This window comes from Mycoplasmopsis agalactiae (assembly GCF_000089865.1).
GTDB lineage: Bacteria > Bacillota_I > Bacilli_A > Mycoplasmatales > Metamycoplasmataceae > Mycoplasmopsis > Mycoplasmopsis agalactiae_B.
The window spans coordinates 794,454-810,962 of record NC_013948.1; the positions used below are offsets into that span (position 1 = coordinate 794,454).

Sequence of the window (16,509 nt, forward strand, 5' to 3'; positions counted from 1 at the left end):
AAATAATTTGTTATTGAGTAAATTTTGTTTTTGTAAACTGAATTTTAATAATGAATTATTTAGGTTGTGGGTCAACTGGCATAAAACCTCTTTTTAGATCTTCAATAAGAACTTGTTTTTTGGTTTTTTGACTGTTGTATTTTGTGTCTTTAGAATCTTTATAGTAGATATAAATAAGCACATAGTCACGAGCATAATATGAATCTTTTAGCCAGTAGCTAGTTGAGCTATGACGCAAGCCTGAAACACCTGTTCAAAACTCAGGATTTACCATCTTTTCACCTACTAGTCCAACTGCAGAGTAATTGTCTTTGTATTTCTTTAAATCTTTATCCTGAATTGCTTTTTGGAAAGCCATTCTATATCCTTCTCTTAAAAATGCCTCAGAAGTAAGATTTGTTGCATTTCAAAATAATCCGCTAGGTGTGTTTGAATATAAAATTGAAGCTAAAGATGCATAAACTCTTCAAAGGGCTTGATAGCCTTCAACATTTTCTTTTACTTCTTGTGCTGTTTTATAGACTTTTTCGGATTTTTCTAATTCATCAACATAGTTCTTCATTAATGGTGTAACAAATGCTGAAATTAATTGTTGAACCTTGCCTCTAATAACGCCTCAGAAGCCACGAGCCCCTAATGATGAGTTACCTTTTGACTTATCCGAGTTAAATATAGCATTGAATAAGCCTTTATTTTCATCAGCTGGTGCATATTTAAACATAATGTTAATAAAGTCAGCATATGATTTAGCATCCACTTTTTCTAAAAGTTTTTCAAATTTAGGTATGTTATCAAACACCTTGGCAATTGAAATAACATTGCCATTGCTTATAAATTTAAGCGCACCATTTTTTGCTGCTTCAGCAATTTTAGTAAAGACATCATCATTGTCTTTAAGTTCTTTTAAAGCAGTAAACACACTATCAATAACATCGTTAAATATCTCAATAATTTGACCGTTTGAGCCTGTTCCATTGGTGTTTTGGCCAACAACTGCCTTTGAAATTGATTCAAAGAATTTGCTTAATTTATCTAATTCTTTATCAGCAGGAATTTCATAACCATCACTATTTAATGAATCAATTGTTATCTTTGCCATTACTTTAAATAGCTTGCTATCTTTTGCATTAACAATGTCAATAATTCATTTTTTAATATGCTCTTTTGCTTGGCTTTCTTCAACAGATTTAAATAATGTTGAAATAAGTTTTGGCCATGAATCAACATCTTTTAATTTGCTTGTATCATCAAATAATTTGCCTATAAATAAGTCTAATGCGCCTTTTGTGTTGCCTGATTTAAGCATTGACTTGAAGAAATCTTTAGCATCTTGTTCAGTAATGCCTTTTGATGATAATAATTTAGCAAGGCCAAAATCATCAATGAATTTGTTTACCAAAGTATCATCACTTGAAGCCCCTTCAGCAATTTTCTTTAAGTTTTCACCTAAAACTTTGTGATGTTTTTCTAAAGTTGAAGAATTAAGAATTCTTCTCATGAAACTAAAGTCTTCAAAGTTTAATGATTTAGCTGTTAGGCCTAATATTTCAGAGAATAAATCAGTTAATGATTTATGTTTATTTAATCCATTACTGATACCATTTAGCACATTTGGAATAATGTGCAAGTCATTAATTAATGAAGGTAGTTCACTTAGTAAATCCTTGAAGAATGCTTTGTTTTGCTCACTATTTACGTCAATCTTATAATGACTTAGTTGTGTACTGAGTAGTTTTTGAATAAGATTTTTGACAGATTCTTCTTTTAAAAAGCTCTCTAAAATTACTGAAAAATCTTTTGAAATTAGATAAATCTTGTCTTTGCTATCTAGATAGATTTTAAGCACATCAGCTATAGTGTTAGCATTATGATATTTATAAACATCTTGCTTCATTGTAAGAGTAACATTTCTCATTATTGAAGCAATAACTTTATGATTCTTGACAAAAATTGATTTAACTAGTGAGTTAAAATCATCCTTAGAAATATACTTGCTGATTTTGTCAGAATCAAAAGACTTAGCAAGCTGATCATATATCATTGATCCAGCTTCTTTTGTCCCTGCAGCATAGTCAAATATATTTGCTACAAACTGACCAATTGTATCTTCATGATTAAGTACTATTTCAGTTGTTGCAAGTGATTTAATTAAATCAATTGCAGTTTTTTCCCAATTTTGAGCACTAAATTTATCTTTTAGATTCTTAGTTGCAAGCTCTTCAATAGCTTTACTATTAATCTTTGTACCATTTTTAGCTATTTCATCAAATACGCCACTAAAGAATCATTTATCAAGCTCTAAAACATGGCTTACCTTATCATAATTTTGAAGTGAATCACTAATTAAGGCTATTAAGTCTTTTTCATTAATATCCTTTATTAATGCAGTTTCATTTTTCATTAATTTATAAATTAATGTTGCATAGGTATATCTAATAGAATCTTTAGCAAAAGCCTTCTTAATTATGCTTTTTACATTTTCTACAACTTTATTTCTAACATTTTGATCAGCCAACCAAGTTTTAATTAACTTATCATAGTCGTTAAAATCAGTGATGCGCATCTTGTCAGAGAAAAAGCCGTTTGTTAGTAATGAAAGTGATAATTCTTGCAAGTCTTTATCATCAGCAAGATAGTTTATAAGTTCTTTAATCTTATCAATGCTTATATCAACAGCGCCTTTTGCGCCCCCTAGTGAATTAAGCAAGTTTTTAAGTATATTGCTTGTTTCATCAAAATTAATAAATTCTTTAGCAAATTTAATTAAATCTTCTGTTGCTTTCTTGCCAACTAAAGACTTAACAGCTTTATCAAGCAATGATTTAACTGAAGTAGCTTTATTTACATCATCAGCACTTATTGAAAGTAATTCATAAGTTAGTGATTTAAATAATTTTTGGAAATGTTCACTCTTAAATGATTTTTGAATTAGATTTACAAAGTCACTCTTTGATGCAAAAGTCTTAATATTTGCTGAAGACTCAAAAATTTTGTTTCCTAAATCCTTACTAAAGTTTTCATTTGTAAATACTTTCTTAATTGTATTGTCAATAAGTTTAGTAAGCATTGCTTTGTTATTTTGTGTTAACGATTTTGAGCTAACTGCTTTAATTAAGTCTAACAAGTTTTTATCTCATTGCTCACTTGTTAAGCTTGCCTTAAGTTTTTCAATGTAATTATCAAAAACTTTCTTTAAACTAGCTCTTGAGCCATTATTTTTTAGCTCACCAAATAACTCTTCAACAAAGTATTCTCTTAATTTTAATTTTTGGCCTAACTCTGGTAATACTTTAAATAAATCTTTAATAAACTGTGTAAATTCCTCTAAAGTAATATTTTCAAATACTTCTCCATATTTTTTGGCTGCATTAAATGAAGATCTAGCAAAAATGGTAGCGACTTCATCTTTTTGAAGCACTGATGCAAAGAATTTTTCAAGTTTTGCAGATAAATCCTTTGTATTGTTATCTTTCAACCAACTTTTAATTATTAAGTCAAGACTTGAAAGGTCTTTAAGCTTAACACTATTGCCAAAAATTCCTTTAGTTAAAAAGTCTTTAGCAAGGTCTGTTATTTCAGGACTATCAATTAATAAATTAAATAGTGTTTTTATGTCACTGTCAGAAAACTCAAAGAAGCTTTTTGAAGCATTTTTTACTAGTTTAGTAAATTCGCTACTTTCAACTAATGATTTTGCAAGTTGTTTTACAAGTTCAAAGTCCTTACTATTTATTATTTTGTTAGCTAATAAATTAATAAGTTGTTTTAAGGTTGTGAATCCTTGAATAGTGTTAACTTCTGAATCAGCCAAATTATTAATTGAGCTTGTGAATAAGTTACTAAATGCTCTGTTTTGTAGTAGTTTATGAACTAGTGATGATAATTCATCTCTTGAAATAAGTTTATCAAATTCGGTAGCGCCAACTGCATTTATTATTTCATTTGCTAGTGTGATTGAAATCAATTTTTTGCTTTCCGCAAAGTCAAAAATGTTAGAAGCTAACTTAGCTAGGGTATCTTTATGATTTTTAACAAAATTATCTTTTACTAAAGCTTTTGCTAAATCTAAAATTGTGTTTTCAATTGAACCGTTTTCAAATATTCTGTTTAACTCATCTTTAAGTTGGTCTGATAACTCTTCAAAGTCAATATTGCCAATATGTAATCCTAAATAACCTAATAATGATTCATAAATGTTTTCAAATTCAAAGATTTTATCCAAGTCATTATATTTACCAATAAGGCTATAAAATAGTTCTTCTAGTTTATTGCTGTCAATATCTTTTGTAATCGTAGGATAACTCTTTAATAATCCTGATGCAATCTTAGCAATTAAACGCTTAATGTCATCTTTTTTAAGCAGTGATTTAACAAGTTCATTAGCTCTTTGACCTAAGCTAGTGTTTTTGATATTAACAAACTTAACAAAAACATCTTGCACTAAATCTTCAAATGAGATAATGTCTTCTCAATCAGTTTTATTAAGCCCTACAATGCTTTGAGCTAAGTCACTAAATATAACTTCAAATTCATTTGAATCAAAAATAGCATTTATTAACTTTTGAATATCTTCTTTGTTTACTAATTCGCTTGTTTTATTGGTATTTTGGAAAATATAACCAGAAATTTTTGCTCTTAATTCAGGAGATTGCTTTGTGAATTTAAATGCATTAATAAGTAATTTTTGTGTAGTATTTTTGTTTTCCTGAACCTTATCTGATTTAGCAACTGACTTAAATATTTTGAACAAGAAGTTATCTGGACTAGAAAAGTTTAGATTCTTTTCATTAGCTTTAAAAATGCCTGCAAAGAATTTGCTCAAGTCAAATTTAAATCCATCCTTAGAAACATCATCAAATAGTTTTTTCAAAATATCATTTGAAGCTGTTTCAATGTCTTTTTGGTCAATTAACGAGTCAGAAATACTACTAAATAATTTAGCAAATTCATCTTTAGAAATATCATTTGTCATTCCTGAAAGTTTAGATATTTGTGAATACAATATATCGCTAATAAATCTTAATGAATTCTCATCTTTAACAAGTGATTTAACTAGTGACGAAATCTTTTGAATAATAGCTGAATTATTGTTTGAATCAGAAAGTCAAGACTTAATTGCGTTTTCAAAGCTAAAGTTTGATAAATCACTTTGACTTCCAAAAATTCCCCTAACTAAAAAGTCTTCTAAAAGTCATTGGAAATCATTATTTGCCAATAATTTAGATATAAATAAATTGGCATTTTCAGAGTTAATGACATCTTTTAACTCAGGAGCAAACTTGACAATTAAATTAGAAACTAACTCTTTAGTTTCGTCAAATGAAAGAATCTTTTTAACTAAGTTGATAACTTCTGAATTAGACTGTAAAACAGATGTTTTGGTCAAAATCATCTTAATTAATTCTGATGAAGTCTTAACTTTATCCAATTCATTTTTATCAATATCAGTAAGTGCTGAAACTAATGAATTTGCTGCTTTAGAAAATTCAGAGCTACCTAAAATTTTGTCAAATAGAGATATGAATTTGTCTTTTGCAAATACATCATTAAATCTATTACCGCTTGCTGAATAAACTTTTTCAGCTATTAATTTAGATAAGTAACTATTTTTATTGAAATATTTAAGCGAATTAGCAAGTATTTTTTCTAATGTCTCTTTGTTGCTTTTTAAATCTAAATCAGCAACAATTTTAAAAATTTTGATTAATGATTCATCAAGCTTTTTGCCTTCAAAATTCTTGCTTAATTTGCTTCATGTTTGTGCTAAAACATTAGCAAAACTAAAATCAGAAATTTTGCTACCTTTTAATTGAGATAATAATGAGTCTATGAATGTTTTCGATATATTAAATTCTTTATCTAAAGCTTTTAAGCCTTTAATACCTTTTGATAAAAGATCTTTGAGCTTAGATTCTTCAATATCTTTAAATATATCACCATTTGCTTTAATAATTTCAAAAACAAAGTTTGTAAATTCTTTGCTTAGTTGGTTTTCTTTTGAAATTTCATCAAAAAGGTTTGATGCTAAATCACTAATTATTTTTTGAATGTCACTATTTTGAAGTGCTAAATGTAATAGCTCGCCAACTGATTTAGCTTTTTCATAAGTTTTAGAGTTATTAGCAAGATGGATAAATAATTCACCAATTGTCTTTTTAACGCTCTCGCTACTTAAAACTGACTTAACTAATTTTGCTAAGCTTTCAGTTTTAATTGTGCTTGATGAATTTGCCTCATTTGCTTTGTTTATAGCATCAGAGAGCATTTTTTCATCAACATTTTGTACTATCATATTTTGTGCAAAATCTTCAATTATGCTTTTTAATTCATCCTTATCTTTTTGAATTAAATCTGAATTAAAGAAGGCTGCAACTAATGAAATTAAACTAGATTCATTTAATAAATTCTTTTTGAAAATGTTGACTAAATCAAAAAGTTTAGCTCTTTCATGGTTCGGATTTTTGTCCTTATTTCAATATGTTTTTTGAAACTCTAGCTCAGATTTTAGTAAAAAATTGGGTATAAATTCAGTCTTATCTATCCATTCTTTTAATTTATTTAAATTTTCATTATTGTTTTTTGTAAAAAAGTTTGCTAATTTGCTACTGGGGTCAGCGTCTTTAACTGTTGGGAACTTAATTAATTGATCTATAGCACCATGTAAAATATTTTTAACTAATGAGCTATTTAAAACTCTCTTTTTGTATCACTCTCAGCCACTTTTTCTTTTGTCACTAAACTTTTTGTAAATATCATCTTCATTTTCATTGAAAAGATATCTGTCAATATCACTAGTAAGAACTTTTTTGACAGTATCAAATGGTTTATCAAACTCTAATTGCTTAGAGAATGAATTAGCATCTGAATAAATATATTTATTTTCTCAGTTAATTCCTTGCTCTTTTAATTTATCACTGTTTCTTTCAGAAACAATAAGCTTAATGAACACATCTTGCGCCATTTTTTTATAGCCAAAGCTGCCAGGGTGAATGTCAAATAATGTAGGAGATAATCTATTGATATTTGAATCTTTAGTCCAGAAATCAAAATCATATGAGTTTATGAAATTAAAATTATTTTTAGTAACTTGAGACTGGATATTTGTGTTTAACAAATTGATAGCCATTTGGCTAACAATTAATGATGAATTATTGTTTTTAAATAAATAGCCATCTAATAAAACAAAAAGGTGAGGAAGTGGTAATGGATAGCCTATAAAATTGACGTTTTCAGTTTTTACATATTTTTTAAGCTCAACTGAAAACTCATCAATTCTCTTTTTCATTGAATTGAATGTGTCTTGAAATGCAGCACTAACATTAGCTATTGCATTAGTTGGATTGGCTTTAATCTTTTGAATATTCTCTAGGAATTTAGGATCTTTCAACTTCTCAGAAACTAATTCCATAAAGTCATTAGCAGCTAAAGTAATAGTAACTAGATTAGCTTTTTGTAGCTCGTCTTTCACTTTTTTAGCTTTCTCGATTAAATTGTCACCGAACTTAACCTTATAGTAGGCTAATTTTGTTGGATTCTTTGTCTGTAACTCTTTCAATGATTTATCATCTACAGTAAGTAAAAACTTCCAGTCTTCTAAGGTTGTACCTGATGAAGCATAGTTAGTATATGATTCTAATTTATTATTTTCTCTATTCGATCTTTGAATAAAAGAAGCTAAATATGTAGGGAATGATATACCTGTAATTTCGTTTTTCTCTTTATCGTAATTACCAGGGTAATCTTTATCTAAGTGAGAATCAAAACCAGCAGATATTGAATCTCCTAAAGCTACATATTTAACTTTTTCATTTTCTTTTATAACATGTGAACTTGCTTTTCTCTGATCTAAGTTATTAGCATGTGAATTAATATCTAATGATGTAATACTTGAATCAACTGTTGGTAATCCAGGAGCGCCGTGTACTTCGTTTTGAAAATTCTTGCTACCTGAAGCTTCTATTTTTTTATCGCCAAAAGGAATGTATGAAAGTCCTACAGCTAAAGCTACTGTAGCAGAGAAGGTAACAACACTAGTAATAATAATTGGTTTTAGTTTTAATTTCATTATTATTTCTCCTTGGATTGTAAGTTCATTAAATTATAAAGAAAAAAGCAATAATGTATAACTTTTATAAAGTTATAGAACTTGACGTATAGGCCTATAATATAGGCAAAAAAGAAAAGCCGAACGCTTGATTCGGCTTTGTTTTTGGTCTTAATTATCAGAATCGTCAGTAAATTCAATCATATTTGCATTAAAGGCTTCTGATTGGAATTCATCGAAAATGTGTTGAATTTCAACTCTGTGTTCCATGTTTAAAATTTCGTTTTCATCAGCTACAAACTTGACTGTTTTAATATCTGGATCATATTTATCAGCAAAATATGATTTAGGATTACGCAAGTCATATTTTCCGTTTTCTTCAAAGTTTGAGTTAGTTCCGGCAGGTATTTTGTGGCCTAAAATAATGTTTTCTTTTAGTCCTTTAAGTCTGTCAACTTGTGCCTTAATAGAAGCGTTAACTAAAATCTTTGGAGTTTCTTGATATGAAGCAGCAGCTAGGAATGAATCTGAAAGTAATGGAATTTGTTTTGCACCTTTAATTTTTACTTCGCCAAAAGGAGGTTTTTTACCTTCTGAAATTAAACGAGCGCTTTCTTTTTGATACACATGAATGTCAACTAATGATCCATTAAAGAAATCTGAATCACCTGAGTCGGTAATTAAAATCTTAGAAAGCATTTGACGAATAATTATTTCAATATATTTGTCACTAATTGTAATACCTTGTAAACGGTATAGCTTTTGTACTTCTTTAAGAATGTAATTTTGCACTAAACGTGTGTCACCGACTCTTAAAAGGTTGTTAAGGACAATTGGGCCTTCCACAATCTTTTGACCAGGAGTAACTTTGTCGTTGATTTTAACTCTAATTTTTCTGCCAGCTCTAGTTTTATACTCAACTGTATTAACTTTGCCATCACGAGTTTTGTACTCTTGTGTAATAACATCATATTCAACTGATTCAGAGCCTTCTTTAACACGTTTAATATCAATAATACGTCCATAGTAATTAGCTATAACAGCTGGACGACCTCAAGGCGAATCATAGGCGTCAATTAACTCAATTAATCTACCAAAACCACCAGTAATATCTTCAACACCAGCAACACCACCAGTATGGAATGTACGCATGGTAAGCTGAGTACCAGGTTCACCAATTGATTGAGCAGCAATAACACCAACTGCTTCACCAATGTTAACTACACGGTTAAGAGCAAGGTCTTTACCATAACATTTTTTACATACACCATTAGGTGTGTAACATGAAAGCACTGAACGAATTTCTACTTTTTTAATGCCATTTTCGACAATTTCAGTAGCTATTTCAGGTGTAATTAATTCATCAGCATCAACGATTAATTTGCCATTTTTATCATAAATAGCTTTGTTGGTGAATCTTCCTTCAATTCTGTCATATAAAGCTTCAATGACAGTATTGGTTTTTGTGTCTAAAATGTCTTTAACCTGGAAGCCATAGTCAGTACCACAGTCTTCTTCTCTTACTGTAATTCCTTGCGCAACGTCAACTAATCTTCTGGTTAAGTAACCTGATTTAGCTGTGTTAAGCGCTGTATCGGTAAGTCCCTTACGAGCACCGTGGGTTGATGAGTAGAACTCATAGGCTGTAAGACCATTTAAGAATGATGACTTAACTGGAATTTCAACGGTTGAACGAACCACACGTTCGTTTTCAGCATCGGCCTTAAGCACCTTAGTGTTGTTGTTCATAAGTCCACGCATACCAGCTAATTGCACGAAGTTACTTGAGTTACCACGGGCACCAGAATTAAACATCATAAATAATGAGTTATCTGGATAAAGCTTAGTTAATTTCTTAAGGTCTTTTTCAATATCGTCCTTAATAGCAGCTCACTTAGCGATAGTAGCATTATATCTTTCATCATCAGTCATTAAACCTTGATCAAAGTAGTCTTTTAATAGCTCAATGTATTTATCGCCTTCAGCAATTCTGCTCTTAGTATCTTGGTGAGTAATAACGTCACTAATTGAAATTGTTGTACCTGAAATTGTTGAGAATTTGTAGCCTAATTCTTTAATGTTATCTAAAACATTAGCAACAATGTTTGTGTATTTAAATCAAACGATTTCTAATAATTTAGTATAGTCATTAACTGTTCAAATAGGCTCTTCAGTTCTTTCTCTAACAATTATTTCTTGTGAAATAGCCTTGTATTCTTCAACAATAATTTTTTCAAGAATTTCAACATGATTAACATCAATAGGTTTGCCGTTAAAGTCTTTTAATTCAGCGCATAAGTCAAAAATTTGATTTATTTCGTTGGCGTTAATTTGGTTTATAACACTAGCTACATCACTCTTAGTTACAATAGCAACATATTTGTCATAAACTCTACGTACAATTTTAGCAACGTCTTTTTTGCTTAGTGGTAAGTTAAGTGGCATTTTTGCAATTACTTCAGCAAAATTTTGACCATAAGGAAGTAAGAATTGTTCTAATTGATTCTTATTATTTGAAGTGTAAACAACTTCTTTTTCACTTAGCTTAACTTCGCCGTTTACGTCTGTTTTATTGACATATTCGACATGTTTACCAAAAATAAATTCAAAACTTTCAGGGAATGCTCTGTTGAAAATAAATTTACCAACAGTTGAAATAATGTATTTATTTTCAGGTGAGTAATTTAGTCTCTTTTTGTTAATTTCACTAATAGGAAGTGCTATACGTGCATGAAGTGAAACTAACTTATTTTCATAAGCTAATAGCATCTCATCATAAGTTGCGAAGAACTTACCTTCACCAACAACTTTATCACCATCAATAGCAGCTGCTTTTTCCATTGTTAGGTAGTAAAGACCAAGAATAATATCTTGTGCAGGGTTAATAATAGGTTCACCATCTTTAGGACCTAAAATGTTTTTAGAAGCTAACATTAATTCTCTAGCTTCACGCACTGCTTCTTCGCTAATAGGTACGTGGATTGCCATTTGGTCACCGTCAAAGTCGGCGTTAAATGGAGTACATGAAAGAGGGTGAAGTTTAATTGCTTTACCACGAATAAGCACAGGTTCATAAGCTTGAATTGATAAACGGTGCAATGTTGGTGCACGGTTTAAAAGCACGACTTTGCCTTCTATAGCTTTTTCTACATAAGGTCAAATAATTGGATCTAAGTTTTCAATTGCTTTTTTACCTGCTTTAATTGAATTAATGTGGCTATCGCCATTAATTAATTCTTTTATAATTCAAGGTTCAAACAATTTCGCTGCCATTTCACGAGGCACACCTACTTGGTGCATTTTTAATTCAGGGCCAACAACAATAACTGAACGACCTGAGTAGTCAACACGCTTACCTAAAAGGTTTTGTCTAAATCTACCTTTTTTACCAGTTAATGTGTCACTGATTGACTTAAGTGGACGGTTATCTTTTGAAGTAACCGGTGCTGGTTTTTTTCTAGAATTATCAATTAAAGCATCAACTGCTTCTTGAATCATTCTAAATTCATTTTGCTTAATCAGCATAGGAGCGTCAGTTTCTTCTCATTTTTTCAAACGATTGTTTCTGATAATGATACGACGGTAAAGTTCATTAACATCACTAGTTGAGTGACGACCACCATCTAATTGCACTAATGGACGTAAATCTGCTGGAATAACAGGAAGATCATAAATAAGCATTGACTTAGGATCTTGTCCTGAGTGAATAAAGGCATTGACAACTGCTAAACGTTTGTATAGCTTTGATCTCTCTTGTGCTTTAATTGACGCAGTTGGATTATTATCAAAGTGTTGATTGATTTTTTCAATTTCACTTTCAATAAATTCAGCTTCAGCTTTAAGGTCAATATTTTCTAAAAGGTATTCAATAGCCTTAGAACCAGTTGAAATTTTAGCCTTAGAAAATTCATGAATAATTTCATTGTATTCATAAAAGTCAATACCATAGTCTTGACCAGTTTGTGAAACAGCATATGATTCTAATTCAGCTAATGCTTCACTAATTATTTCATACTCTTCAGTGTCTTTTTCAAATCTTTCTTTTAACTCTTCAAGTGCATCTGCATAAATAATAGCAGCATCTGAAATGTCAATAATTGCATTCTTTTGTAGCTTTTTAAGACCACCATCTTCTAAAACAATATGACTCTTGTAGTAGATTAATTTTTCCAGATCTCCCTTTGAAACAGTCTTATTGGAATTAGCAATTCTTAGTCCTAATAACTTAGAAATAATTGAGTGGTCAATTTTGAAAAATCAAAAGTGCACAACTGGATTCTCTAAATGTATGTGACCCATTCTGCTTCTTCTTACCATTTTTGGCAAAATAACAGGTTGATATTTTTGACACATAGGTGTCTTTTCACAAATAGTGTTTTCGTCACTTTTCTTATATTTAGTACCACAAATTGGACATTTAAAGTCAGTTGTAGGGCCAAAAATAAGCTCATCAAATAAACCATCACGTTCTGGTTTATAGCTCTTATAGTTAATTGTCTCAGGCTTAGTTACTTCACCACATGATCAATTTTTAACATCGTCTTGAGCTGCTAATGATATTTTAATTTTCTTAATGTCTTTAGCTATTTTTTTATTAAAACTACTCATTATAGTCTCCCTCATTACCAACTGAATTGCTTATGTCAAAGTATTGTTGGGCTTCTTCATCTTCTTCTTCATTATTTGCAGTTGTAATATCTAATTTCATTCCTAGTCCATTTAATTCATAGTTCAACACGTTAAATGATTCAGGAATACCTGGAGTTGGTAAGTCTTTGCCAGTAACTAGTGATGTATATAATTGATTACGTCCTACAATGTCATCTGATTTGTATGTAAGAATTTCTTGTAATACGTTTGAAGCACCATAAGATTCAATCGCTCATGTTTCCATTTCACCAAATCTTTGACCACCATTTTGACTCTTACCACCAAGTGGTTGTTGAGTAATAAGTGAATATGGACCAACACTACGTGCATGCATCTTGTCATCAACCATGTGGTTAAGCTTGAACATATACATAACACCAACTGACACAGGATTATCAAATTTTTCACCTGTAATAGGGTCAATTAAAGTTTGTTTACCTGATAATGGTAATCCAGCTTCAGAAATAACATCTTGAATAGCTTCTTTTTTAACACCATCAAATACAGGTGTAACAAATTTGCAACCTAAACTTCTAGCAGCCATACCTAAGTGCACTTCTAATACTTGACCAATGTTCATACGTGAAGGTACACCTTGAGGATTAAGCATTACGTCAATAGGTGTTCCATCTTCTAAGTGAGGCATATCTTCTTCAGGAAGAATAACTGAAACAACGCCTTTGTTACCGTGACGACCAGACATCTTGTCACCAACACGAATTTTACGTTTTACAGCAATAGATACTTTAACAATCATATCAATGCCATCTTCAAGCAAGTCTTTGTTTTCTCTACTTAGAATTTCAACACCAATAACAGTACCATTATGACCATTTTTAACTTTAAGTGATGTGTCTTTAACATTAAGTTGTCTTTGACCTAAAATTGCAGCAAGCAATTTCTCTTCTCTAGATGGGTTATCATCACCTTTTGGAGAAACACGGCCAACTAAAACATCGCCTGGAATAACTTCTGAACCAACTAAAACAATACCATGTTCATCTAAGTGTCTAATTGCATATTTAGAAACGTTTGGAATGTCTCTAGTTAATTCATCAGCACCAGCTTTGCTAGTTCTAAACTGAATAGTTTGCTCTTCGATATGAATTGAAGTAAGCACATCTTTTTTAGCAAGTCTTTCGTTTAAAACAATAGCATCTTCATAGTTGTAACCTTTATAAGTTGAGAAAGCAACTAAAAGGTTTTTACCTAAAGCTAACTCACCATCTTTAAAGCTAGAACCATCAACTAATAAATCACCTTTAGCAACATCTTGACCTACCTTAATAATAGGTTTTTGGTGAATAACAGTATCTTGGTTTGAACGTTGGAAGTTTTTAAGACTATATGTATCTAAAGTGCCTTTGTTGTTTCTGATTTTAATTTTTGCACCATCAACATATTCAACTTTTCCTTCGTTTCTTGCTCTAAAGTTAGCAGCTGAAAACTTAGCAATATCAGCTTCATTACCTGTTGCGACAAAAGCAGCTTCGGTTTCTAGTAAAGGAACTGCTTGACGTTGCATGTTAGAACCCATAAGCGCACGGTTAGCATCGTCATTTTCTAAAAATGGAATACATCCAGCAGCTACTGACACCATTTGTCTAGATGAAACTTCAATTAAATCAACATCACTAGGCTTACCTAAAATGTAGGTGTAATTTTTTCTTATTGTTAATGTTTCATCAACTAATCTATTCTCATCATCAACTGTTGCTGTTGATTGAGCAATGTTGTAACCAAATTCATCAGCAGCAGTTAAATAAACAACATCATCATAATCAACTACTGAATTATTAACTTTGAAATATGGAGTTTGTAAAAAACCATATTCATTAACACTTGCATAAGTTGCAAGGTTCAAGATAAGACCAATGTTTGGTCCTTCAGGAGTTTCAATAGGACAAATTCTTCCATAGTGAGTTGCGTGAACGTCACGAACTTCAAATTGCGCTGTATCACGGTTAAGACCACCAGGTCCTAAAGAAGTAATACGTCTTTCATTTGAAATTTCAGCAAGTGCATTAATTTGATCCATAAATTGAGAAAGTTTTGAGCTATTAAAGAATGTTTTCATTTGGTTTGACACCAATTTGTTGTTGGTGATGTTTTTAGGAGTAATTTTTTCAGGCTCTTTAGCTGACATTCTTTCTCTAGTTGTTTTTTCTAGTTTTGAAAGACCAACATTTAATTGATTTTGCATCAATTCGCCAACTGAAACAATTCTTTTGTTAATCATAGAATCGGCATCATCATCTTGACCAATGCCTTCTAATAAATTGAAGTAGTAGTTAATTGCAGCAATAATATCCGAAGCAATTAAGTGTTGCGCATCACATTTTGGATCATTACCAATAACTAATGTAGCAAGACCTTTATCCATTTTCTTTCTGTTAGCAAAAACTAAAAGTTTAGCAACTCTATTTGACTTCTTTAAGTATGGATAAGCCGGATCGCTATAAAGTTTAGCATATAAAATTTCAGGATTAATTCCTTCAATTTCAGTTGTTTTTAATGCGCCATTATTGAAATTCTCTTGAATTAATAAAGCAAGCTTATGTTCAATGAAAGTTCCTTTTTCTAAGAACATTACTTCACCGTTTTCATCTTTAATTTCTAAATCCTGGCCTAAATATGTTTCGGTAATACGGTCAATAAGACTTAATTTTTTGTTAAGTTTGTATCTACCAGTTGCACCTAAACTGTAACGTTTTTTGTTAAATAAAAGCGATGGCAAAAGATTTGCTGCTGATGTTTCAGTCATCAAATCCCCTCTACGAATTGTTCTAAATAAAATTTCTCTACAGTTTTGAATAACTGTCATAGGATCTTCGCTTGATTTAAGACTCTTATCCCTAAGTAAGGTCTCTTCTAATTCTGGAGAGTTACCAAAAAGACTGTGAATATTTTCTTCATTAAGACCAAGGGCACCTAAAAACACAGCAAGGTTAATGTTTTTGTTTTTGTCAATTTTGATTTTTACTGAATCAGGGTTTTTAGTAGTAACTTTGTGTGAAATTTCGACTCATGAACCTAATCTAGGCAAAATTTCTAACTTGTTAAATAAGTCATCAGATTGCTTGTTACGAACACCACAACCAAAGTATGCGCTAGGTGAACAAATTAACTGACTAACTATAACTTTTTCACTACCATTGATAATAAAACTTCCACCTGAGTTCATAAGTGGAACTTCACCAAGTAAAACTTCATCATCTTTAACAACACCTTTGTCAGATGTTACCTTAAATTTAGCAAAAAGCTTGGCAGCATAGTTGATACCTTTAGCTTTTGCTTCGATGATTGCATCATATTCTTTAGGTGGTACTTCTAGTCTCGCTGAATTGTGAATGTATTCTAAAGACACCTTTTTGTTGCTAGAAACAATTGGATAGTGCTCTCTTAAAATTTCTTCAATTCCGCTTTTCTTGAATCACTCAAAAGATTCCTTTGACATGTTTAAAAAGTCAGGAACTTCTCAAGTAACTTTTGTAGCTGAATAATCACGACGCTCTGTCATTGGGCCGAATTTTCTAACTTTGTATGGGTATTTATTTTGGTATTTATCTTGTGTTGATGTTGGCATATTGACAATACTCCCTCTAATCTTTTTCAAATGCAGATAAAGTAGTAAAAAATCAATACTTTTGAATAAAGTATTAAATTTAATAGTTAAATTTTAACATAATATTAAGTTTTATCCATATAAAAATATCATAATTTTGTGAGCAAGATAAATTTATGGCTTATAAATACTAATATGACTGTTTTATAGGTATTTTTGACTAATAATCATTATGTTTTAGGTTTAAAAT

Annotated in this window: 2 protein-coding genes and 1 pseudogene; all 3 read right to left on the reverse strand. The window is 30.6% G+C overall.

Translation table 4 applies throughout. The features are described 5' to 3' along the window. Positions 1-55: 55 nt before the first annotated feature. The 3 genes and pseudogenes from milA to MAGA_RS03420 all read right to left on the reverse strand — a co-directional run bounded on the left by milA (position 56) and on the right by MAGA_RS03420 (position 16,280). Positions 56-8,065 (reverse strand): multifunctional lipase MilA, encoded by an 8,010-nt coding sequence (milA, locus tag MAGA_RS03410; RefSeq protein ID WP_013022232.1) that lies wholly within the window; start codon positions 8,063-8,065, stop codon positions 56-58. A gap of 261 nt (positions 8,066-8,326) precedes the next feature. Beyond that, a pseudogene (gene rpoC, locus MAGA_RS03415) lies at positions 8,327-12,655 on the reverse strand (DNA-directed RNA polymerase subunit beta'); the annotation flags it as partial. After that, entirely contained in the window at positions 12,645-16,280 is a 3,636-nt protein-coding gene (locus MAGA_RS03420) for a DNA-directed RNA polymerase subunit beta (RefSeq protein ID WP_013022234.1), read from the reverse strand. The pseudogene rpoC and the gene MAGA_RS03420, both read right to left, overlap by 11 nt. Positions 16,281-16,509 lie beyond the last annotated feature (229 nt).